This window comes from Plantactinospora endophytica, assembly GCF_016862915.1.
Taxonomy (GTDB): Bacteria; Actinomycetota; Actinomycetes; order Mycobacteriales; family Micromonosporaceae; genus Plantactinospora; species Plantactinospora endophytica.
On record NZ_BONW01000001.1, the window covers coordinates 62,963 to 85,645 of the forward strand.

General features: G+C 70.1%; 17 protein-coding genes, 1 tRNA gene and 1 other RNA gene. 10 read left to right on the forward strand and 9 right to left on the reverse strand.

Translation table 11 applies throughout. The annotated features are described in order from the left end of the window. Positions 1 to 61 precede the first annotated feature (61 nt). Positions 62 to 1,432, reverse strand: a complete 1,371-nt coding sequence (locus Pen02_RS00290; protein WP_203863841.1) for a glycoside hydrolase family 18 protein — start codon at positions 1,430 to 1,432, stop codon at positions 62 to 64. Positions 1,433 to 1,665: 233 nt separating this feature from the next. Between Pen02_RS00290 and Pen02_RS00295 the strand changes: the two genes are divergently transcribed. Continuing rightward, positions 1,666 to 2,352 carry an SCO2207 family protein gene (locus tag Pen02_RS00295; RefSeq protein ID WP_203863842.1) on the forward strand — a complete coding sequence of 229 codons (687 nt, stop codon included), beginning with the start codon at positions 1,666 to 1,668 and terminating at the stop codon, positions 2,350 to 2,352. 89 nt (positions 2,353 to 2,441) lie between these two features. Further along, positions 2,442 to 3,323: a DUF6082 family protein gene (locus Pen02_RS00300; RefSeq protein WP_203863843.1), complete on the forward strand. Its 882-nt coding sequence runs from the start codon at positions 2,442 to 2,444 to the stop codon at positions 3,321 to 3,323. On the opposite strand, the gene Pen02_RS00305 is transcribed toward Pen02_RS00300, so the two are convergent. The 3 genes from Pen02_RS00305 to Pen02_RS00315 form a co-directional block, all read right to left on the reverse strand. Continuing rightward, complete coding sequence (locus tag Pen02_RS00305) at positions 3,286 to 3,963, reverse strand: flavin reductase family protein (RefSeq protein WP_203863844.1); 678 nt, start codon at positions 3,961 to 3,963, stop codon at positions 3,286 to 3,288. The genes Pen02_RS00300 and Pen02_RS00305 overlap by 38 nt on opposite strands. A 94-nt stretch (positions 3,964 to 4,057) precedes the next feature. Further along, positions 4,058 to 4,774: a hypothetical protein gene (locus Pen02_RS00310; RefSeq protein ID WP_203863845.1), complete on the reverse strand. Its 717-nt coding sequence runs from the start codon at positions 4,772 to 4,774 to the stop codon at positions 4,058 to 4,060. A 54-nt stretch (positions 4,775 to 4,828) separates the two neighbouring features. Further along, complete coding sequence (locus tag Pen02_RS00315) at positions 4,829 to 5,365, reverse strand: hypothetical protein (protein WP_239139846.1); 537 nt, start codon at positions 5,363 to 5,365, stop codon at positions 4,829 to 4,831. Between the two features lie 144 nt (positions 5,366 to 5,509). Between Pen02_RS00315 and Pen02_RS00320 the strand changes: the two genes are divergently transcribed. Further along, positions 5,510 to 6,325 carry a hypothetical protein gene (locus tag Pen02_RS00320; protein ID WP_203863846.1) on the forward strand — a complete coding sequence of 272 codons (816 nt, stop codon included), beginning with the start codon at positions 5,510 to 5,512 and terminating at the stop codon, positions 6,323 to 6,325. Between the two features lie 75 nt (positions 6,326 to 6,400). Here the strand turns inward: Pen02_RS00320 and Pen02_RS00325 are convergent, their stop codons facing one another. After that, complete coding sequence (locus tag Pen02_RS00325) at positions 6,401 to 8,209, reverse strand: sensor histidine kinase (protein WP_203863847.1); 1,809 nt, start codon at positions 8,207 to 8,209, stop codon at positions 6,401 to 6,403. 156 nt (positions 8,210 to 8,365) lie between these two features. Here Pen02_RS00325 and Pen02_RS00330 point away from each other — a divergent pair, with 156 nt between their 5' ends. The 3 genes from Pen02_RS00330 to Pen02_RS00340 all read left to right on the forward strand — a co-directional run bounded on the left by Pen02_RS00330 (position 8,366) and on the right by Pen02_RS00340 (position 12,704). Beyond that, the gene (locus Pen02_RS00330; protein WP_203863848.1) at positions 8,366 to 10,735 is read left to right on the forward strand and encodes an HAD-IC family P-type ATPase; all 2,370 of its coding nucleotides are present in this window, start codon (positions 8,366 to 8,368) and stop codon (positions 10,733 to 10,735) included. 209 nt (positions 10,736 to 10,944) lie between these two features. Beyond that, positions 10,945 to 11,817: a hypothetical protein gene (locus Pen02_RS00335; protein ID WP_203863849.1), complete on the forward strand. Its 873-nt coding sequence runs from the start codon at positions 10,945 to 10,947 to the stop codon at positions 11,815 to 11,817. A 287-nt stretch (positions 11,818 to 12,104) separates the two neighbouring features. Beyond that, positions 12,105 to 12,704, forward strand: coding sequence for a dihydrofolate reductase family protein (locus Pen02_RS00340; RefSeq protein ID WP_203863850.1), 600 nt, complete (start codon positions 12,105 to 12,107; stop codon positions 12,702 to 12,704). Between the two features lie 71 nt (positions 12,705 to 12,775). Here the strand turns inward: Pen02_RS00340 and Pen02_RS00345 are convergent, their stop codons facing one another. Together Pen02_RS00345 and Pen02_RS00350 are read right to left on the reverse strand one after the other, a co-directional pair. Then, a complete protein-coding gene (locus Pen02_RS00345; RefSeq protein ID WP_203863851.1) occupies positions 12,776 to 14,350 on the reverse strand; it encodes an FG-GAP-like repeat-containing protein in 1,575 nt (524 codons plus the stop codon). Positions 14,351 to 14,554: 204 nt separating this feature from the next. Then, positions 14,555 to 14,857 (reverse strand): hypothetical protein, encoded by a 303-nt coding sequence (locus tag Pen02_RS00350; protein ID WP_203863852.1) that lies wholly within the window; start codon positions 14,855 to 14,857, stop codon positions 14,555 to 14,557. A 557-nt stretch (positions 14,858 to 15,414) separates the two neighbouring features. Between Pen02_RS00350 and Pen02_RS00355 the strand changes: the two genes are divergently transcribed. Continuing rightward, on the forward strand, positions 15,415 to 16,923 hold the full coding sequence (locus Pen02_RS00355) for a helix-turn-helix domain-containing protein (RefSeq protein ID WP_504739741.1): 1,509 nt from the start codon (positions 15,415 to 15,417) through the stop codon (positions 16,921 to 16,923). On the opposite strand, the gene Pen02_RS00360 is transcribed toward Pen02_RS00355, so the two are convergent. Then, a complete protein-coding gene (locus Pen02_RS00360; protein WP_203863854.1) occupies positions 16,920 to 17,819 on the reverse strand; it encodes a phosphotransferase enzyme family protein in 900 nt (299 codons plus the stop codon). The two genes, Pen02_RS00355 and Pen02_RS00360, sit on opposite strands and share 4 nt — an antisense overlap. An 852-nt stretch (positions 17,820 to 18,671) precedes the next feature. Between Pen02_RS00360 and Pen02_RS00365 the strand changes: the two genes are divergently transcribed. After that, on the forward strand, positions 18,672 to 19,163 hold the full coding sequence (locus Pen02_RS00365) for a hypothetical protein (protein WP_203863855.1): 492 nt from the start codon (positions 18,672 to 18,674) through the stop codon (positions 19,161 to 19,163). Between the two features lie 232 nt (positions 19,164 to 19,395). Here the strand turns inward: Pen02_RS00365 and Pen02_RS00370 are convergent. Next, a tRNA-Ser gene (locus tag Pen02_RS00370) sits at positions 19,396 to 19,480 on the reverse strand. Positions 19,481 to 19,565: 85 nt separating this feature from the next. Between Pen02_RS00370 and ffs the strand changes: the two genes are divergently transcribed. Further along, an RNA gene (gene ffs / locus Pen02_RS00375) (signal recognition particle sRNA small type) lies at positions 19,566 to 19,655 on the forward strand. A gap of 231 nt (positions 19,656 to 19,886) precedes the next feature. Next, the gene (locus tag Pen02_RS00380) at positions 19,887 to 22,505 is read left to right on the forward strand and encodes a DNA polymerase III subunit gamma and tau (RefSeq protein WP_203863856.1); all 2,619 of its coding nucleotides are present in this window, start codon (positions 19,887 to 19,889) and stop codon (positions 22,503 to 22,505) included. Positions 22,506 to 22,683: the final 178 nt, after the last annotated feature.

A 22,683-nucleotide genomic window follows, 5' to 3' on the forward strand; every position in this document is an offset into this window, starting at 1 on the left:
ACGCCCGGCCGATCCGGGTGGATCGGCCGGGCGTACCGGTCGGGTTCGGTGCCGTCGTCGGCTACGGCGTCCAGAGGCCGAGGTCGATGGTGCGGGTCAGCGTGGCCTGGTCGTCGTCGCCGTCGAGGGACCAGATCATCGCGCCGCCGAGCCGCTCCGACCGGATGTACAGCGTCTTCTGGAGCAGTACGGCCGGGTCGTCGTACGTCCAGAACGTCGTACCGTCGTAGAGCCAGGCGGTGCCGGCGCGCAGGTCGCGGTAGACCTGGTAGCCGTCCTTGCCGACCTTGGTCTTCAGGACCTTGTAGTCCTCGTAGCCCGCCTCGAAGGTGGCCGGGGCGGCGCCGCCGGTGGAGGTGCCGAACAGGCCGTTGCGCCCACCGGTGACCCCGGTCCAGCCGCGCCCGTAGTAGGGGATGCCCAGCACCAGCTTGCGGCGCTCGGCGCCCCGGTCGAGCCAGGCGTCGATGGTGCGGTCCACCGCGAAGTCCGGCTCGGTGGCCCCGGCCGGTACCCGCAGCGCGGACTGCTGGTTGGCGATCGGCTCCCAGGTGCCGTGGAAGTCGTACCCCTGCACGGTGGCGAAGTCCAGGTTCTTGAAGACCTTCCGGACCTCGAAGCCGGCGTCGATCGCGGCCGGGTTGGCTGGTACGAACGCGGTCAGCGCGTAGTGCTTCCGGGCCGGCTTGCCGACCGCGTCGAGCTGACGGCGGAACTCGGCGACCAGGGCGGTGAAGTTCTGCTTGTCCTCGGGGCGGAAGACGGTGTCGACGTCACCGGCCGAGCCCGGCCACTCCCAGTCCAGGTCGATGCCGTCGAAGACCCCGGCGAGCGACCCCGGCCCGCCGGCACTGCCGTCCGGGTTGGGCAGGTTGCCCTTGATGTAGAGGTCGATGCAGGAGGCGACGAACTTCCGCCGCGACTCCGGGGTGAGGGAGGCGTTGGAGAAGTGCGTCGACCAGCTCCAGCCGCCGAGCGAGATCAGCACCTTCAGGTCGGGGTGGATCGCCTTGAGCTTCTGGAGCTGCCCGAAGTTGCCGTTCAGCGGCTCGCCCCAGGTGTCGGCGACGCCGTCGACGCTCTCCTGCGCAGGTACCGGCCGCTGGTAGTCGGCCCAGGCGTCGCCCTCGGGCGCCGCGCCGTCGACGTAGCACCGGCCGTCCGGGCTGACGTTGCCGAAGGCGTAGTTCAGGTGGGTCAGCTTGCCGGCCGCGCCCGAGTCGTTGAGCTTCTTGACGGTGAAGGCCCGGCCGTAGATGCCCCACTGGGTGAAGTATCCGACCTTGACGAAGTCGCCACCCCGGCCACCGTCGTGCGTGGACGGTGCGGCGGGGGCGGCCGAAGCCGAGGGTACGGCGATGCCGGCCAGCAGGGCGGTGACCGCGGTGATCGCGGTCGCGGTGCTGAGTCGACGGAGAACGGATCCGCGCATATGCACTCCTGAAGCGGGGGATGGAGCGTCGGCAGAACAGTTAGGAAACTTTCCGGTGCCCTGAAAGGTAGGGCTGTCGATGTCGGGTGGTCAAGTGTGCCGCGCCGGATCGCGCCGAAGATGTAGCGGTGCGTAGTTAAAGAACATTTAGGAATCTGAACTGATCCACTTCGAACCCGCCCACGTACTGCTCGGTAGCTGCAACCGGGCAGCGGTGATTCGAGGAGCGGTGTATGAACAGGCGACGCAGGACGCCCAGCCGGGGGCGCAAGATCTTCCTGGGTGTGGCGGCGGCGGCCCTGCTCGGCGGCGCGCTGGCCGTCGGTACCGGACTCGGCAACGCGGGCGAGAGCTGCGCCGGGCTGGACACCGCACTGCGGAACAACCTGAACTTCATCGCCGGCCAGCAGGCCAACCCGGACGCCCAGTCCGCTGCCAGGATCGAGAACCGGCAGGCGGTCGTCGACCTCATCCAGCAGCGCCGGGCCACCGCCGGCTGCACCGCCGACGTACGCGCCGACGCGCCGGTCCCGCCCGCCGCCCCGCCGGCGGCCGAGCCGACCAAGACCCCGGCGAAGCCGCCGGCCCAGCCGCCGAAGCCGCCCGCCCAGCCGCCGGCCAACTCCGGTGGCGGCAACGGCTCGACCGGCGGCGGCTCGAACGGAGCGGGTGGTGAGGTGGTCTGCGCGGGCTCGACCCTCACGCTCTTCAACGAGGATGCCGGACCGGCCGCGTCCAGCGGTACCTTCCCGATCGGCACCACGCTGAAGGTCACCAACCTGGACAACAACAAGAGCATCACGGTCAAGGTGACCAGCCCGTCCGGCAGTTGCCTGCTGCTCAACAACGCCGCGTACGAGCAGGTCCGGGAGCCGGGCAAGTTCGTCATCCGGCGGCCGGTGATCGAGCGGATCGGCTGACAGACACCCCCATCCCGGGTGGCCCGGACCGTCCCGCCGACCGGTCCGGGCCACCCGTCCAGGCGACGCACGGCGCCCGGAGGATGCGGGTGAGGACGCCGGAATCGGTGGACAACAGCGACAAGAATCGCTACATGCAGCCGAAGAAGTTCTCAACTCTGAGCCTGCGGAATCAGGAACTCCGGCGTGCGAAGCTCCGCCGTGCCGTCGCGACGGCGATTCGGCTGACAGGTGCCACCGTCGCTGTCGTCATCCTGCTGATCGCCGTCGCGACCTCGCCATTCGTCCTGCTGCTGATCGACCGCGACGGCAGTGACTGGGCAAAACTGAGCAACATCGGGCAGACGTACGGCGCGGTGTCGGCGCTGTTGTCGGCACTGGCGGTGGCGGGAGTCTCGCTCTCCCTGCTCATGCAGCGAAGGCAGGCCCGCCTGGAGCACATTCGGGCGACCCGCCAGGCGCACGAGGCGATCATGAGGTTGCCTTACGAGAATCCCGGGTACGGCCAGTGCTGGGGGCCAGGGGTCGCCGAAATCCATCAGGACGAGCGGCTCTACTACTACGTCAGCAGCATCCTGAGTTACTGGTACGACGCGTGGAGTTCGGGAGACCTGTCCACCGAGCGACTGCGCGGATTCGCGGCGCGGATGTTCCAGAGCGAGGTGCCCCGACAGTACTGGGAGAGGTTCGGTTCGGCGCGGCAGGACCGGTACGGACGCCGGGCGCGATTCTTCCGACTGCTGGACGAGCAGTACCGCGAAGCTGTCGCGGCCGGTCCGGCGCTGCGTCCCTACGAGGCGCTGGAAGAAGCGCGTCGTCAGGGGCACCCGGGCAGCGGCCGGTACGGGCGCCCGGAAAGTGGCCCCGCTTCCTTCCGGATGTTGGGCATCGGGGTGGCACTCGGTGTGCTGGCGGCTGCCTCAGGAGCGGCGATCATGAGCGCGATCCACCAGAGGCCACCTTCTCGCTGACCGTGCTCGACACCGCCGGTAGCTGGTGCGGCATCTGCCAGCCGTCGGCCAGCCTCGACGGGTGCAGGTGGTGCCCGCCGCCGAAGAACTCGCAGAACTTCATCATCAGTGGATCCCAGCCGACCGGGTCGACGTAGTGCGTACCGGGGATGACCAGGGACTCGTCGACGTGGGCGCGGAGCACCTCGACCTGGAAGGCCGTGCAGTCCGGCGTCGGCTCGGCCATCGGCAGCACCGAGACGACCCGGCACTCCAGTTGGATCGGGCACTCCGCGACCCGGGGCGCCCGGACGAGTTCGGACGGCTGCTCGGTCAGCCCGGCGAGGGCGAACTTGTCCGGCTCGTACCGGTAGCCCTGCGCCAGCTTGTGCGCGGGCACGGTCCGCTTCCCGGTGGTCAGTGCGATCCGGTCCACCGCCCCGACCATCGCCGACGACGGCAGGTTGAGTACGCACTCCCGCTCCCGTCGCAGGTTGGCCGTCGTCTGGCCGCTGTTGCCCAGCCCGAGCATGCCGGACTGGCCCAGCCACCAGGCCGACGACATCGGGGCGAGGTTGGCGGTGCCGTCGGCGTTGCGCGAGCTGACCAGCACCACTGGGGTGCCGAAGTACAGCACCTTGAGTCCGGGAACGATGTGCATGCGACAACTTTCGCCGGCCGGCGTGGCCCGTTGCTGGCGGCCATCGGACGTGGCGTTCCGGCAGGCGGGACCCGGCTGGGCGCCCTGCTCGGGCTCAGGCAACCGGAGTAGCGGTGGTCGGCCCGACCAGCTTCAGCACCGTACGCCCGTCGACCTCGGCCGGAACGAACCACTCCGGTACGTTGACCAGCTCGGTCAGCCGCTGGCGTGCCTCGTCGACCGAGAGCGTCTCCGGGATGTCGACGTGTCCCAGCTCGACGTCCCGCAGGTCGGCCCGGAAGGTGTACCGGAACTCGCTGTCCCCGGTGTAGGTGAGCGCGACCCGTCCCTGCCACCCGATCCGGTAGCGCTCGCCGCCGCCTGGCTCGGGGGTGATCTCGATCTGGTGCTCGGCTACCGAGTCGTGACCGAGCAGGTAGATCCGGAACGCCGGTGCGGCGTGCGGATCGGCGATCGGCAGCGGGTCGGCGGTCAGCCGTTGCGGCTCCGGGCCGGCGAGCCGGAACGGTCGTCCGGGTGTCGCGGCGACCAGCCCGGTCGCGTCCTCCCAGGTGGAGCCGAGCGTGCAGGAGTGGTAGTTCTGCCAGACGTTGCGGGCGAGGAAGTCCTCGACATCATCGTCCTCGTCGTCATCGATATCTTCGTCCTCGGCTTCTTCGAGGTCCTCGTCGTCGGCGTCGTAGTCGGCGCTCTCCAGCATGAGGTCGAACCAGAGCCGGCCCGTGCCGTCGAGCCGGCCGGTCCAGGCGAACTCGGTGACGCGGTGCCCGTCCGGCCATGGGTTGCCGGGAAACCAGATCCTGCCCTGCACCGCCGGACCATATCGCCGACCGCCGACATCCTGAGCGGGCAGATGTTGGGAGCGTCAGCAGACGCCGAAGCCTTCGTCGAAGAGGCGCCTGGCGTAGTCGGCGTACCCGGCGACGGTCTTCCGGACCGTCCGCCCGTCGTGCAGGAACAGGTACGCCCGGTCGCCCTGCCTCGCCAGCAGCCCGTCGTACCGGTAGGTGCCGGGTGGTGCGGTCAGCCGGGTGGCGGCCGGATAGGCGGCCTCGACCTGGTCGACCGGGGTACCGGCGGTGACCCCTTCCGGGGTGCGTACGGGTGGGCTGGCCCAGAGCAGCACCAGCCGGTCCTCGGCGAACACCGGGCTGACGGTGGGCGGACCGGCCAGGCTCGCGCCGCAGGTCGGTGCGGGTTCGGTGTGGAGTTGGCCACGGCTGAGCAGCTCCTGCTCGGTGTCGCCGAACTCGATGTCGCGTAGCCCCTTGAGGTGGAGGACGTCCGGCCCGTACGCGGGCGTCGCCGCCGGCTCGTCCGAGACCGTCCGGTACGTATGGCAGAGCGCGACCGCGCCCGCCACGAGCACCGCCACGATCCGTACGACTTTTCGTGCCTCCATGTAACCCTCCGGCAGCACAGCGTAGTTTATCCCCGATTCGCCCAGTTCGCCGGGGTGGTGGAGCCGCATCCACACCCTGTGGATAGCACGTGTGTACGAAGAAAACCGGTTACGCCGAGCTGATCGCGCCGACACAATGCGGTAATGGTGATCATCGCGCAGCCGCTGCACACCCGGCCCCGACCGGCGGAGGAGTTGGCCTGGCTCGCCGACGGCTGGCCGGAGTTCGTCTTCCACGACCAGGCGACCGCGCGGCACCTCGGCCGGGTGCGCGAACTCTTCGCCGGGCTGGAACTCGTCCTCCTCGACGGCGCCGAGAGCGCTGACGGTGCCGAGAGCGCCGACGGTGCCGACAACGCTGACGGTGCCGACAACGTCGGCAGTGCCGGCGGTGCCGAGGGTGCCGAGGTCGTGGCGGCCGGCTGGGCGGTTCCGTTGTGCTGGACCGGCGCCGTCGACGACCTGCCGACCGGGTACACCGACTCGCTGGCCCGGGCGCTCGACGCGTACGACGCCGGCAGGCCGCCGGACACCCTGGCGGTGCTCGCCGCTCAGGTCCGCCCCGATCGGCAGGGCCGGGGGCTGGCCGGTGAACTGCTCCGGGCGCTCGGCGACCTCGCCCCGGCCGGGCAGCGGGTGATCTGCCCGGTCCGGCCGACCCACAAGGCCCGCTATCCGCTCACCCCGATCGACCGGTACGCCGGCTGGACCCGGCCGGACGGCCTGCCGTTCGACCCGTGGCTGCGTACCCACCTGCGGCTGGGCGCGCGGATCCTGGCGACGGCACCCCGGTCACAGGTGATCACCGGCACCGTCGCCGAGTGGCAGCGCTGGACCGGCCTGGAGTTGCCCGACTCCGGAGACTTCGTCATCCCGGGCGGCCTGAGCACACTCCACGTCGACCGCGAGGCCGATCAGGGCGTCTACGTCGAGCCCAACGTCTGGGTCCAGCACCGCTGACCCCGACAGCCGGCATCACCGATCTCGACGGGGCAGCATCGCTCACCACGACGGGCGGCGTCGTGAGCGGACCCGTCAGGGCGTCGCGAGCAGGTCCTTCGCCACCAGCCGGCCGCGTACGGCGCAGAGCCGGTAGACGTCCAGCCGGGGCTGGAGCACGTCGCCGTGTGAACGGTAGTAGCGGCACTCGGCGCCGGGCGGCTTCGGCAGCGGATCCGGGTCCGGCGGCTCCAGCATCTCCCGGCGGGGCAGCAGTGGCAGCACTGTGGCCCAGTCCTGGCCGACCCGCAGTTTCGCGTACCGGTCGGGACTGAGTACGGAGTTGCTGGTCGCGTAGAGGTAGTAGCCGAGCGCCGCGCCGCCGAGCGTACCGGCGAGCGTGGTCAGCACCATGGCTGCGGCGACCAGGCGCCGCCGGGCCTCCCGGTGTACCCGCCGACGCCGATCGGCCGCCGAACCGACCCCGGACCCGGCCGTCGAAACGGTGCTGGGCGTCGAAACGGTGCTGGGCGTCGTCGACCCCTGCGGAAAGGCCGGCGGCGGGGCGGCTCTGGGACGGTTGGCCCGGCTGGGCAGTCGGGCGACGACCTCGAAGCCGCCGTCCCGCTCGCCGGTGTGCAGGGTGCCGCCGGCCAGTCGTACCCGCTCGCGGAGCCCGACCAGCCCGCGCCCGCCCCGGCCCGGAGCCGGCGCGGACGGCGGTGCACCGGGCGGCCGGGCGTTGACGACGCTGACCAGCACCGATTCGGCTGCCTCGTCGGTGCCGAGCCGGACGGTGACCGCCGCGCCGGGGGCGTGCTTGTTGGCGTTGGTCAGCGACTCCTGCACCACCCGGTAGACGGCCCGCGCCACCAGCGGCGGCAGCGATTCGGGTTCGGTCGTGTGGGTCAGTGCCACTGGCATCCCCGCCGACCGGGCCCGGTGCACGAGTTCGACGACGCCGTCGACGCCGGCCCGCACCGCCGCACCGCCCACCGCCACAGCGCCCACCGACTCACCCCGGTCCGCACCCGCCGGCTCGTTCCCATGCCTGGCCGTCGGCCTGCTCCAGCCCGCCGGCCAGTCCCCGCCCGGCAACTCGTCCCCGGCCCCCGGCACGTCCGCATCCGCCGGCTCGTTACCGGCTGCCGGCACGTCCACGCCCGCTGGCTCGTTTCCGTCCGCGTCCGCCGGATCGTCCCGGAGGACGTCGATGATGTCCCGCAACTGTCCGGTTGCCGCAGCGGCGCCGGCCCGGAGCTGGCCGGCCGCCGCCCGGGTCCGCTCGTCCAGGTCGGGGGCCAGCTCCAGCGCGCCGGCCCGGAGCGCGAGCAGGCTCAACTCGTGGCCGAGCGAGTCGTGCATGTCCTCGGCGATCCGCGCCCGTTCCCGGAGCCGTACCTCCCGGGCCAGCATCCGCTGCTCGCGTTCGAGCTGTTCGGCCTGCTCCCAGCCGGCGGCGACCAGCGCACGCTGCTGCCGCTGGTAGCGCCCGACCAGCCACGGAAAGAGGCCGGCGTAGACCAGCGCGCCGGCCATCGTCGCCCAGGCGACGAAGCCGGACCAGGTCAGCACCAGCGGGGTGCCGAGTACCGCCAGTGCGGAGAAGCTCGCCGCCGCCGGCCAGGTGCCGGCCATCTGCCGACCGAGCAGATAGCTGACCAGCGGCAGGCCGAAGCAGTAGTTGCCGTCCAGGGTGCAGAGCAGCACCACCGTGAAGAGCGGGACCAGCGGCAGGCGGCGCCGCACCGCCACCGCGCCGCCCCAGACTGCCAGGCCGCCGAACAGCAACCCGATCGGGTACGCCCGGTGCCCGGTCCAGGCCGAGGTGACCAGGGCGGCCAGCGGTGCCCAGAGCAGTACGTCCCGGAGCAGCGTCCAGTTGAGCGCGGCGGGTCGTCGCACCGTTCCGACGGTACGCAGCCGCTCCGCTGCCGAGGATCGGGGACGCCGCCCCGCCGACCCGGAAAAGTCGACGCCGGTAACCCTGAGAAAGCTCAGGGTCGACCGCTGACCATCGGGTGCAGCCGACCGGTACCTCCGATTCGTAGCGTCGAGCCCATGCTGACAACCGAAGCCGGGCTGAGTACTGCCCAGGTGGCGGAACGGATCGCGGCCGGGCAGGTCAACGACGTACCGGTGCGGTCGGGGCGGAGCGTCGGGGAGATCGTCAAGGCGAACCTGTTCACCCGGATCAACGCGATCATGGGCGTACTGTTCGGGGTGATCCTCGCGGTCGGCCCGATCCAGGACGCCCTGTTCGGCGGCGTGATCATCGCCAACACCCTGATCGGTGTGGTGCAGGAGTTGCGGGCCAAACGCACCCTCGACCGGCTGGCGATCGTCGGCGCGGCCCGCCCGGTCGTACGCCGGGACGGTCAGGCCGTCGAGGTGACCTCGGCCGACCTGGTCCTCGACGACCTGATCGAGCTGGGATCCGGCGACCAGATCGCGGTCGACGGGGTGGTGGTCGAGGCGGAGCAACTGGAGGTCGACGAGTCGCTGCTGACCGGCGAAGCCGATCCGGTGGTGAAGCAGCCCGGCGACCCGCTGCTCTCCGGCAGCTTCGTCACGGCCGGCGCCGGGGCGATGCGGGCCACCAAGGTCGGCCGGGCGGCGTACGCGGCCCGGCTCGCCGAGGAGGCCAGCCGGTTCACCCTGGTCAACTCGGAACTGCGCGGCGGGCTCAACACCATCCTGCGGTTCGTCACCTGGCTGATCGTCCCGACCGGGCTGGCCCTGATCGTCAGCCAGTACCTGGTCAACTCCGACGACCTGCCGGAGGCGGTACGGCGGATGGTCGCCGGGCTGGTCCCGATGGTGCCGGAGGGCCTGGTACTGCTCACCTCGGTCGCCTTCGCGGTCGGCGTGATCCGGCTCGGCCGGCGGCGCTGCCTGGTGCAGGAGTTGCCGGCGATCGAGGGACTGGCCCGGGTCAGCGTGGTCTGCCTGGACAAGACCGGCACCCTCACCGACGCGGCGATGGCGGTGGCCGAGGTACGCCGACTCGACCCGACCGCCCCGGTGCCGGGACTGCTCGGCCTGCTCGGCGCGGCCGACGAGCGACCGAACGCCAGCCTGCGGGCGGTGGTCGAGGCGTATCCGGCGCCGTCGGACGGGTGGCGGATCGGGGAGCGGATCCCGTTCTCGTCCGCCCGGAAGTGGGGCGGTGCCACCCTCACCGACCCGTCCGGGATCAGTGTGCAGTGGCGGCTCGGCGCTCCCGACGTACTGCTGCCGGCCGGGCATCCGGCGCTGGCCGAGGTGGACGCGTACGGCGCCCGGGGCCTGCGGGTGTTGCTGCTGGCCCGGGCCGTCTCCGACGGGTCGGCACGGGATCCGGTGCACCCGGTCGCGCTGGTGGTGCTCGCCCAGCGGCTCCGGCCGGAGGCGCCGGACACGCTGCGCTACTTCGCCGAGCAGGGGGTGGCGGTGAAGGTCCTCTCCGGGGACAACGCGCTCTCGGTCGGCGCGGTCGCCCGTACCCTCGGACTGCCCGGTGCCGAGCATCCGGTCGACGCCCGGGAACTTCCCACCGATCCGGCGGAACTCGCCGAGGTGATGGCGAAGCACACCGTGTTCGGCCGGGTCGGGCCGCAGCAGAAGCGGGACATGGTGGCGGCGCTCCAGGCTGCCGGCGAGACGGTGGCGATGACCGGCGACGGCGTCAACGACGTACTCGCGCTGAAGGACGCGGACATCGGCGTGGCGATGGGCTCGGGCAGCCCGGCCAGCCGGGCGGTGGCGCAGATCGTGTTGCTGGACAACAACTTCGGCGCGCTGCCGGCGGTGGTCGCCGAGGGGCGGCGGGTGATCGGCAACATCGAACGGGTCGCGAACCTGTTCCTGACCAAGACGGTCTACTCGGTACTGCTGGCCGTGATCGTGGTGTTGAGTCAGGTGCCGTACCCGTTCCTGCCCCGGCACCTGACCATCATCTCGTCGCTGACCATCGGCATTCCGGCGTTCTTCCTGGCCCTGGCACCGAACCACGAGCGGGCGCGGCCCGGTTTCGTGGGCCGGGTGCTCCGGTTCGCCGTACCGGCCGGGGTGGTGGCGATGACGGCGACGATCACGTCGTACCTCTTCGCCCGGAGCGTCTACGGCGGCGACCTGGCGGCGGAGACCTCGGCCGCGACGCTGACCCTCTTCCTGGTCGGGCTCTGGGCGGTGGCGATCGTCGCCCGCCCGTACACCTGGTGGCGGATCCTGCTGGTGCTGGCCCTCGGCCTGGCCTTCGCGGTCATCCTGGTGGTGCCGTTCCTCCAGGAGTTCTTCCAGTTGAGCCTGGTCGGCACGACGGCGCCGGGCGTGGCGGTCGGGCTGGCGGTCGCCGCCGGGGCGGCCATGGAACTGATCCGGGTCGTCCTGCGCCGCACCGGCGCGGACAATCCGGCGGTACCCCGGGCATCGGCGGCACCGTCGCGCTGATGCGTCGACCGGCCGCCCCGTGCTGCCCGCCAGGGCGGCACGAATTGGTGAGTCGGGTGTGGACTGCTTTCTCGTAACGTCTTTCTCGACCGGGAGAACCCAGGTCGGAGGCGGGTCGGCCCCGAAAGAAAGCGAGTTCGGGGAACTGTCGGCGAATTGACAGTCCGGCCGACCCGAATACGGGATGAAGAATGAGGAGAGGCTGCCCGATGTACGTACGACGGAATGGTGCTGGGCGGGTCCGGCGGATCGTCAGCACGGCGGGCCTGGCGTCCGCCGCGGTGCTGGTGGCGCAGTTGGCGCTGGTCGCGCCGGCCAGCGCGGTACCCGGCCTGGTGTTGAAGGTGGCGGGCGGCCCGGACAACAGCGACTGGAAGACGACGAACGCGGAATGCCCGGTCGGTACGACGGTGCTCGGTGGCGGCGGACGGATCTCCGACGGCAACGGCCAGGTGGTGATGGACACCATGCTGCCGCTGGTCGGCGGCGAGGCGTACTCGGTGACGGGTCGGGAGGACGGCAACGGCTTCGGCGGCGACTGGTCGATCACCACCTCGGCGCTCTGCGCGCCGGCCCCGGCCGGGCTGGAGACTCGCACGCAGCTCTCGGACAACAACTCCAACGTCGGCAAGACGATGGACGTCGAGTGCCCGCCCGGCAAGAAGGTCCTCGGCCTCGGCGCGGAGATGTCCGGCGGGATGGGCCGGGTGGTCATCGACGACCTGCGGCCGAGCGCCGACCTGACCAAGATCTCGATTGCCGGGATGGAGGACGGCGGCACCGACTACCTCGACAACTGGACGATGGTCGGCAAGGCGATCTGCGCGACGCCGCCGGCCGGGCTGGTCCGGATCACCGGCTTCGGGACGCTCGACTCGACCACCCCGAAGACGGCGGTCGCCCGGTGCCCGGAGGGCAAGCGGGTGCACGGCGTCGGCGGCGAGATCGACAACGGCCAGGGCGAGGTCCGGATGACCGCGATGTGGGCGAACTCGTCCACCACGGTCACCGTGACCGGCGCCGAGGAGGAGGGCGGCTACGGCAACTCGTGGGCCGTCAAGGCGTACGCGATCTGCGCCTGACCCGTACCCCTCACATCCCCGTACGCCCTGCGCGGGCGTACGGGGATCCGTTGTTTTCGGATGCCGGTCCCAGGTTGTCGGCTCGCGGCGACGGTGCTGGTCGGCGGAGCCCCGATCGTCGAGGCCTGGTCGGCCGACCCGATCGAAACCCATCCGGTTCGCGGCGTAGGCGCCCAGGTTGCAGGCGGTGGGGAAGGACGCGCGAAAAAACTTGGCGCCGGATGTCCTGCCGGCGGTCCGGCCGGACGACGTGTTGACAGGAGACCAGAAACGAAGGGAACCGAGACATGGGCAAGGTCATCACCGGCGGCACGATGTCACTCGACGGCTACATCGCCGGCCCCAACGAGAGCGGCTTCGACCTGCTGTTCCAGTGGTACGGCAACGGCGACGTCGAGATCCCGACCGCCAGTCCGAACGTACCGCCGCTGCGGCTCTCGGCCGCGAGCGCGGAACTGCTGCAAGGGGAGTGGGGCAACACCGGAGCCCTGGTCGTCGGCCGGCACCTCTACGACATGACCAACGCCTGGGGCGGCCGTCATCCGATGGGAGTCACTGTGGTCGTACTCACCCACCGGCTACCGGAGGATCGGCCGGTGGCGGACGAGAACTTCGTGTTCGTCACCGAGGGCATCGGGGCCGCCGTCGCAAAGGCGCAGGAGATCGCCGGTGACAAGGACGTCGTCGTCAACGGGGGCCAGATGGCCCGGCAGTGCCTCGAAGCCGGCCTGCTCGACGAGATCGGCATCGAACTCGTACCGGTGGTGCTCGGCAGCGGCACGCCCCTCTTCGCCGACCTGGCCGCCGTACCCGCGCAGTTCGACGGCCCGGTCAAGGTGGTCGAGGGTGCGGGCGTCACCCACCTCCGGTACCGGGTCAGGAAGTGACCCGAACAGCAGCGTGACCGGCAACCGGGCCGGCCGGGCGCTTGGCCCGGCTCGGCCCGGTGTGGCCCTGCTCAGCGGTGCAGCAGCGTGTGTCCGAGGGTGTACGCCCCGAACCCCGTGCCGGTCCGCACGTTGGCGACGGTCAGCCCGGAGAGCGTCCGGCTGTCGGTGGGGCGGCGCTTCACCGTGTACCAGACGTCGAGTTCGGCCAGCAGCCCGCCGTCGCCGGACATGCTCGTCGCGGCGAGCATGTCGAGCGCGCCGGTGCCGTCGAGGTTGAGGATCGAGGTCGCCTCGCCGAAATAGCCCTCCCGGACCGGCGACCCGAGAAGGTTCGGCTGCGGGTCGTGCAGCGGTCCGGTGGTGGAGCCCGGGGTCAGCATGACCGAGCCGGCTCCGGTCAACCCCTCGGCGGTACCGGGAATCAGCAGCACCGCTCCGGCGTCCTGCACCGTACCGAGGTCGTACCGGATCGCCCCGGTGAGTACGTCGGCCCGTCCGTCCCCGGTCACGTCCCCGGCCGACAGCCCGTTGCCGAAGTACGAGTGCGGCGAGTCGCCCTCCACGTGGGTGTGCGGGTCGCCGGGAACCCCCGGCGTCTCCATGCTGATCGCCCTGGCCTTCGAGGTGTCCATGCCCGCAGGCGTGCCCGGGGCGGAAACGATGTAGCCGACCCAGCTCCTCGGAGCACCGGCGACCACGTCGCCGTCCCCGTCACCGTCTACGTCGGCGATCGTCGTCTCGTCGCCGAGAGCACCGATGCCGAAACTGGAACCGTAGAGGGTGGTGGCCCCGGTGGTCGTGATCCCGCCGGGGCCGCCCCGCAGCAGCCTGACGAACCCGCCCCGGTACGGCGTCTCGTAGTCCTCGCCGTCCATCGGAGCCCCTACGGCAAGCTCGGCGTACCCGTCTCCGGTCGTGTCGCCGATGGCGACCGACGTGCCGAACCCGGCGCTGGGCACGATGGCCAGGTCCGGGGCGCTGACCAGTTGGACGTTCGCCGTCGTGATCCCCGTCGCGCTGCCGTAGAACAGGGTGACCGAGCCGGCGTTGCGCGACCCGTTGACCGTTTCGCCGGGAGAGCCGACCGCGAGATCGTCCCGGCCGTCGCCGTTGACGTCACCGGCGGCGAGCGCGGACCCGAACCTGTCGTAGTAGCTCATGTCGCCCGGCACGCCGGGCGTGTCCTGGTTGAGATGCTGAGGGCGGTCGACGTCGAGGCCGGTGGCGCTGCCGTAGAAGATCCAGGCCGCACCGCCGAAGGCGTCGCCCGTGGCGGTGAACTCGCCCGCGTTGCCGACCACGAGATCGGCGTAGCCGTCGCCGTTGAAGTCACCGGAGGTCATCGAGTCGCCGAAGTTCGGCCGGGTCGGCGACGTGATCGGCGCGGTGATGTGGTCGCGGTAGGGCAGGCCGGAATAGGTGACGACAACGCCGTAACCGCGCAGGAGGAAGCCACCCGCGACGAGTTCGTCTTTGCCGTCACGATCGATGTCGAGACGTGAGGTCGTGGCGGCAGCGGCAATTTTCGGAGCGGCCGTACCGGAGGTCCGTACGCGTTGGACGTCGATCCCCGCGCTGTCCCGGGTGATAGGCGTGGTGGGCCGTGGCTTTACGGGTGCTCCGACAGCGGTCGTGGGCAGCATGGCCACGACCGCCGCAGCACAAGCGGGCACGGCGCACCAGCGCAGGCGAGGGCGCACGATGTTCTCCTCGTGATTTGGCGGTGCACACATGATGCCAGTCGGATCTTGCCGCCCGGCTCCGCCGTTCGGAGGACGATCTTCCACTGTGACGTCCGCGATTCGCGAGGCGGTGGAGGCGAGACCGTGTGGTGCGGGTGGAGGCGGTTACCGGTCTGCGGCAGCGGTGAGGACGTCGATCCGTACCAGAAGATGTAGGCACGGTGGATGCGAATCGACATGCGCCCAGGTGCAGGCCGGGTGTTCGTGTCCGACGACCCAGACCCAGAGCGCCGCCCGGTCCGCGTGGACAGTGTTGCGGTGGATCCGGGACAGGGTCATTTCCAGGTACATCCCGAGCGGCACGATGGCACAGTGCGACCATTCGCCGGGGTGGAGTCGGAGCAGGGTGCCGACCGGCAGCTCCGGAATCTCGACGGGCGGGTTGACGGTCGGGTGCGGCTCGGTCATCGCCATTCCTGGTACCGGCGCCAGCGCTGACCGTCCCATCGGTAGTCCTGGGGGTGAATCGGCCAACGCCTTGACCACCAGCGTCGGAGCCAGCTCAGCACTGCTGTCCCGACCGGTAGATAGGTGACCGGAGGAAGGCCGACAGCGGAGGTCGGGGAGGGCCGAGTGTGGGCGGGCTGGGCGGGTTCGGGACCGGTGCCGCGGTCCGGGTCGTCGCGCTGCCGGCGGGCCATTTCGAGTACCCGCTGACGCGCGGCCTCCGCCTCGGCCGCATCCTGTGCCCGCGCCACCCGCTCGACCTCGGCCGTCCACTTGTCGAGGCGGTACTCCCGCCACCGTCGCCACAGACTCACACTGACCTCCTCGATCGGTGGGGCGCGGCGGCCGGGCCCGACCCGGCACCGACCGCCGCACCCGGTCGAAGTGCGGCCGGGACCGGTGTACGGGGAAGACACCGGCCCCGGCCGTGGCGGATGTGACTTGCGGCCGGAGGCTGAAGAGTTCGCGCTCGTCACATCCAGTTCGAGTGCACCCGCTGGCCGGCTGCCTGCTTGGAAATGGATATTGCTGAAACCAGCGTGGCGGGAATTTGCGGGCGTGGGCAGGGCGCATCCGGGGGCGCAAATGTGCAAGATGGTCTGAGGTGTGCGTCCCGTCGGCGGAAAGGAGGCCGAGCATTGCCAGGCACGTCGCCCAACGATCAACTGGCTGAGGTCATGCGAACCGCCGGGATGTCGAACAAGGCCCTTGCCCGTGCGGTACGTCAGCTTTCCGGACGAACTGGCACTCCGATCAACTGCGATCACACATCCGTGAGCCGATGGCTCGCCGGCACGCGGCCAAGAGCCAGGACGGCGCGTCTCATCGCGGAGGTACTCGGTGTCAAACTGGCGCGGTCAGTCTCGCTTGTGGCGATTGGCATGGGCGAGCCGGAGTCGGTCGACAGAAGTGTGGGAACGGTCTACGGCGACAGCGCAAGTGACGCGATCCACGCGCTTGAACGCCTGTGGCAAGCCGATCTTGATGAGGTGCGAGAGATCCTCGGCGCCCCGACCGAAAGTCGTGCCTGGTCTGAGTGCTCGCTCAGCTGGCTCGTCAGGCCGGGCGCGGATCTGACTGAGGACCGACCGGGAGGACTACGTATCGGCGCATCCGATATCGCAGCGGTGCGTGTTACCTGCGATCTCTTCGCCCAACTGGATGAACGCTTCGGCGGTGGTCACGCCCGACGTGCACTTATCCAGTACCTTCGCTCGGATGTCGCCGCGCTCCTCTCGGCGCGGTACAGCAAGACCGTCGGTCGGCAGTTGCACGCCGCGGTCGCGCAGACCGCGCTGCTCGCCGCCTGGATGTCGTACGACGCCGGACTCCACGGGTTGGCCCAGCGCTACTTCGTGCAGGCCCTTCGGCTCGCCCAGTCGGCCGACGACGTGCTGCTCGCCGGAGGCATCCTCGACGCCATGAGCCATCAGGCCACCTACCTGGCCAAACCACGGGATGCCGCGAACCTCGCCCGGGCCGCCAGGACCGGGACACGTGGCTGCGCGACTGCGACGCTGACCGCGCACTTTCACGTCATGGAGGCAAGAGCCCTCGCGGCCGCCGGGGATGCCCGCGACGCCCAACGGGCCCTCGGCCAGGCGGTCAGGATGTTCGAGAGAAGATCGCCCGAAAACGACCCACAGTGGATCCGGTACTTCGACGACGCCGAGATGGCATCAGAGTTAAGTCACACGTTCGGCGACCTTCAGCGTGGAAATGATGCCGTTGCCAGCGCTGGGCGGTACCTCGCCTCGGGTGGAGGATCGGTCCGGACGACGTTCTTCGTGACCATGAAGCTTGCCGGTGGCTATCTCGACCTCGGCGAGATCGAGGAAGCCTGCCGTACCGTTCGGCACGCGCTCGACCTGGGTTCGCAGCTCAAGTCGGCTCGTTGCGAAGATTACGTCCGGGAGTTCCGCTCCCGGGCGAGCCGGTTCGCTGGGCACCGCGCCTATCGCGACCTCACAGAAGGCGCGGTAGGACATCGACTGTGGGATCGTCGAGCAGCAAGGGAGGGCTGCTAGAACGGCTGCCAGTCCCGGTGCCCGATTCCCGTCCGCAGGGTGGTGAGCCGCTTGTTCAGTTCCTGCATCGCCTTCGGGTCGTGCGAGGCGTTCTGGGCGAGCCATGCCACCATGAGCAGCTCACGCAGGTCCGCAAGCGTCCGGTAGCAGTCCGCTTGGAGTACGTCGTAGCCGTAGGCATCGGCGAACTGCTGGTACTCCTTACGGGTGTGCCACCCGTACCGCTCGTGGTACAGGGCCGTGAGCACGAGATCCCACTCCCGTGGCCCGTACGCGAACCCGTCGAGGTCCGCTAGAACCGGGTGTCCGTCGCGACCCCGGACCAGGTTGCCGACGTTGGCGTCGCCATGGATGACCCCGGTCGGTAGTTCGGTTGCCAAGGCTCCGTAGTTCGAAAGAAGCTCCGCGCACCGAGCGTCGAGGAACGATTGTTGATTCTCGGAGAGACTGGTGAGCGTAGTTATGCGTTGCCGGACGCCAGCGACCGGATCCAGCGGCGGCATCGACAGTTCTGCGGGGAGGCTGAGACTGTGCAGCCGGTGGAGGATCTCACCCAACTCGGCGGTGTTGCCGTACGCCGTCGTGTCAGCGGCGGATTTCCAGAAAACGACCACGCGTCCCTGAGCCAGGATCGGCTGTGGTAACTCCAGGGTGCGGATGACCGGAATGCCCTCCGCGTCGAGCCAGCGGGAGATGGCGATTTCGCGCTCCGCACGGCGACGCGCTGGCGAGCGGGCCACCCGCGCGATGACGGGCTCTCGGCGTAGCCGGAAGACCGCGTTCTCGCCGAGGCGGACAAGCTCGGCGCCGGCAGGATCGAGGCCGACCGCGAGGCAGGCTTCGGCGAGTGCCGAGCGAGCGTTGAGGTGATCCAGAGGGGCAAGTGCGGCGGTCACGGTCCTCCTCTCGTCAGCACAGGCGGGCCCACAGGTCGGAGCAGGGAGCGTGTCTGCGTTCTTCTGGGTGGGCTGAGAACACCTTGGAGGGGCAGGGGGGAAGCGGATGATCTTCGTTCCGGGCTGGGACTCGACCAGATCGGCCTCGCGCCGCGCGACTGTTGTCGTGCCATCGAGCTGATCACGGCGTGCCCTGATCTGCCCGCGATTGGCCCCTCGTCCACAGGCCGACGTTGATCTAAGGGGCCGCTCCAGAGTGGGGATTCTTGCTCATAGACGCCGATCGAACGAGAGTCATCATCCGAACAGCGGCTGCGGTAGGCGTCAACGGCGGCTAGTCTGGGCAGAGGATCGTACACGATACAACTACAGCCAGTAGTCATAGCTGTCGGTAAGCCGACACTACTCCCTGCAAGATGCTGGTAACTTCTAGCAACCCTCGCAGGATAGACCGGCCGAAGGCAGACGTAGTGTCCCCTCGCCCCGCAGACATCCAGATCTTGACGGACGATACGGAGCTTACCCAATATGGCGAACACGGGCAGGAGTTTCGTAACTCTCTCAGAGAAGAGATAGGCGAACTAGATCTTTCGCTGATTTTAGGAAGGCAGACAGCCATGGCAGCCGCACTGCTGGTAACCAAGACGGTGCCACCGGTTGCGGCTGCTCGCTACACCACGGCTGGCGCTCTGAGGCGGCGCGGTTTCGTTGTTAAACACTCGCCTACGAAGGGTAGCCCTCTCCATGTGTCCGTATTTCCGCCTCAGGGCGAGGTTGGCCCTGTGGAGTGGGACACATCCCTGGCGAAGGCATTTGATGAGTGCTTCACTGGCGCGGGGGAGGATCATGCTCATGGGTAAGTCGCTGATGCCCGAGGTTGGTAGCCTTGCGTGGGCGCCCCTTTCGGCTATCGACGAGGTAGAAATCTTCGATCGCTATAATGGCGTTCCTACTCTAGGTGTCATCAAAGCTCACGGTGGAGCCCACCTCTATTGGCGCGCCTTCGGCTACACCGGCGATTTTTCGCTCTGGCTGTACGTGCCGCTGTCGCCCGAGGATCTCGCAAGCGTTGAGCAAGACGAAGGCGCCGGAATTCTCGATCAGATCGTTTTTCGATCGCCTCGGCGCCGTTATGTGACGGTTGGTGTTGCGCATCGCCATCGCCTTATCTTCGAACGCGAATGGGCGCTCCCTCCGGGCCTTGAGCAGAATCAGGTGCTGGAGCCGGTAGCTAGCTTCGCGATTGAGGCACTGACGATTGCGGCGAAGCAGTCCCTGCCTGCTTCTCGTCGCGAGCTTGTCCGGCGGGCTAAAGAGGCCGTCAAGGAGCTGGTCTCCTGCTAGTCGGGCAGGTTAGGTAACCCCACCACTAGCAGCGGGTGCGGTGGCTTCCGTCCCCGTGCGCCCACCGTCTCCTCATCCTTTGTCGGACTCAAAGTGTCCTCAGAAGAGGACGACGGGGTTCGGTGGCAGGCAGCTGCTGCCGGCCTGATCAGAGCAACAAGACGAAAGCCCCTGAGAACAGCCGAGGCCGGTCCTACAGGACCGGCCTCGACATACGTGCTGCTCAGGCGAGCGGAGGATACGAGATTCGAACTCGTGAGGGTGTGAACCCAACACGCTTTCCAAGCGTGCGCCCTAGGCCTCTAGGCGAATCCTCCGTCCGACAGGATACAGGCTCCCCGCCGTACGCCCACCCCGCCCATCCCCCCGAAGCTCCGCCGAGGGGCCGGGTACACTTGGCGGCACCCCCCGTGTGGCGTCACCTCGTGAACCTCCCCAGGGCCGGAAGGCAGCAAGGATAAGCGAGCTCTGGCGGGTGCACGGGGGGCCTTGTATTCCCCCTAGACACTCGCTGACCAGGCCCGAGGCCGCCGACCCGGCCCGGCCGACCGGTCGACACGCCACTGCCCTCCCATGATCGACCCGGTCTGTCACCACCAACGCCACCCACCACCCCCGACCCCCACATGATCGACGTGGAAATCGTCGGGCGCGCGTGACAACCTGGCAGGCGGCAGCGCGGCGCCGGGTGGAGAATGGCCCGGTCGAGAGGAGGCGGGACGAGTGGCACTGGCGCTCTACCGCAAATACCGGCCCCGCACGTTCGCCGAGGTGATCGGCCAGGAGCACGTCACCGAGCCGCTGTCCCAGGCGTTGCGTACCGGTCGGTTGAACCACGCCTACCTCTTCTCCGGCCCCCGTGGCTGCGGCAAGACCTCCAGCGCCCGGATCCTGGCCCGCTCACTCAACTGCGAGCAGGGACCGACCCCGGAGCCGTGTGGCGTCTGCGACTCCTGCAAGAGCCTGGCCGCCGACGGGGCCGGCTCGATCGACGTGATCGAGATCGACGCGGCCAGCCACGGTGGCGTGGACGATGCCCGTGAGCTGCGCGAACGCGCCTTCTTCGCCCCGGCCAGCAGCCGCTTCAAGATCTATGTGATCGACGAGGCGCACATGGTCTCGACCCAGGGCTTCAACGCCCTGCTCAAGCTGGTCGAGGAGCCGCCGGAGTACGTCAAGTTCATCTTCGCCACCACCGAGCCGGAGAAGGTCCTCGGCACGATCAAGTCGCGGACCCACCATTATCCGTTCCGGCTGATCCCGCCGGGCGTGCTCCGCCCCTACCTGGAGCAACTCGCCTCGGCCGAGGGCGTCAAGATCGAGCCGTCCGTCTTCCCGCTCGTAGTCCGGGCCGGTGGCGGCAGCGCCCGGGACTCGCTCTCGGTGCTGGATCAACTTATCGCCGGTGCCGGCCCCGAGGGCGTCAGCTATTCCCGTGCCGTCGCCCTGCTCGGGGTGACCGACGCCGCCCTGATCGACGAGATGTGCGACGCACTCGCCGCCGGGGACGGCGCCGCCGCGTACGCCACCATCGACCGGGTGGCCGAGGCCGGGCACGATCCGCGCCGATTCGCCTCCGACCTGCTCGAACGCCTCCGTGACCTGATCGTCCTGCGTCAGGTGCCGGACGCGGTCGCCAAGGGCCTGATCGACGGTCCGGCCGACCAGATCGAGCGGATGGCCGCCCAGGCCGAACGCCTCGGCCCGGCGACACTTTCCCGCTGCGCCGACATCGTGCACAACGGCCTGGTCGAGATGCGCGGCACCACCGCACCCCGACTGCTGCTCGAACTCATCTGCGCCCGGATGCTGCTCCCCGGCGCCGAGGACTCCACCGGCAGCCTGCTGCAACGCCTCGAACGCATGGAGCGCCGTCTCACCCTCTCCGGCGACGCGACGCCAACTCCGCCCGCCGCGCCCGTCCGCGCACCGGCCGCCGCCGCAGACCCGGGCCCGCCGCCCGCGCCCACTCCCGCACCGCCGGCCGCCGCCAGCGTCGCACCGGTCGCTCCTCCTCCGCAGGTACGCGAAACCGCCGCCCCCGGGCCCAGCCACGCGCCCGCCGCTCCGGCTGAAGAGCGGTCGGAGCCGCCGGCCCGGCGCCCGGTCCCGCCGGAGGCGGTGATGCCCGACCCGGTCACGCCTGATCCGATGCCGGCCGGTACCGAGCCGACGGGTGAACTCGACGCCGCCGCCGTACGCCGGGTCTGGGGCGATGTCGTCGGCATGGTCAACCGCACCAACAAGCGGATCGCCGCCCTGATGCGTGATGCCGTCGTACGCGACCTCGACGGGGACACCCTGGTGCTGACCGTCAAGTCGCCGGTACTCGCCCAGATGCTCGCCAACTCCGCCAGTGTGCTCACCGACGCTCTCTACGAGGAGTTGGGCGGGCGCTGGCAGATCCGTTGCGAGGTGGCCGGTGAGCAGCGCGGGCCGGCGCCGACCGCCGCGCCCCGGCAACCGGCCGGCAACGGTGGTCCGGCCGGCAACGGCGCCCCGCCCCGCAACGGTGGCAACGGCACGTCCCCGGCCGGCCGGGCGGCGACCGCCGGCCGGGAGCGGACGACCAGCCCATCCGGCCCGGGCGGCGCCTCGTCGTCCGGCGCGGATGACGACGACTGGCCGGAACCGGCCCGACCCGGTGGCGCCGCGCCGAGCGGAACGGCGACCGACGACGACTGGCCCGAGCCGGCCGCGCCCGGCGGTGCCGGATCGGCCACTCCGACCGGCGACTCCGCCGCCGCACCGGCTCAGGGCGGCAGCACCCACGATTCCGCCACCAACAGCGGCATTGGGGCTGCCGGCGGTGCCGCGTCGACCGGTAACGGCGGCCGGAGCGCGGTCACTGGCAGCCCGAACAGCGGTAACGCCACCCGGGCTGGCAGCGGCGGTACGAACAGTGGCAACGCCGCCCCTGCCACCGGAAACGGCCCTCGGGCCAACGGTTCCAGCGCGAACGGCAACGGCCCGGGCGGGCACGCCAACGGAGCCGGCGCGACGGGCGGTGGCCGTACCGGAGGTGGTTCTGGCGCTGGTGGCACGGTCAGTGCCGGGCTCGCGGCGGCCCGTGCGGCGGCGGCCGGCCGTGGCCCGAAGCCTGCACCGGCGCCGGAGCGGACGGCGGACCGGGACTGGGCCGGCGAGCCGCCCTACGACCCCGACTACGACGGCCCGCGCCCGTCACCCGGGATCGGCTACGAGGGCTTCGACCCGGGCGACGAGCCGCTCGACGAGGTGATCGACGAGCGGACCGCCCGGCAGACCAGCGAGCAGCAGGCGGTGCAGTTGTTGCAGCAGACCCTCGGCGCGGAGCGGATCGGCGAGGTCGACCTCAAGTAGTCCCGGAACGGGTGGTCCCCGACCCGGTTTGACCGACCCGCCGGCCGGTCACGGGCATCGGGACTGACCGACCCGCAGCCGGTCACGGGCATCGGACTGACCGACCCGCCGGCCCGTCACGGGCAGTCGAGCCGCCCGGGACCGGCCGGACTAGGCTGGAGTCGACAAGTTTTCCGCA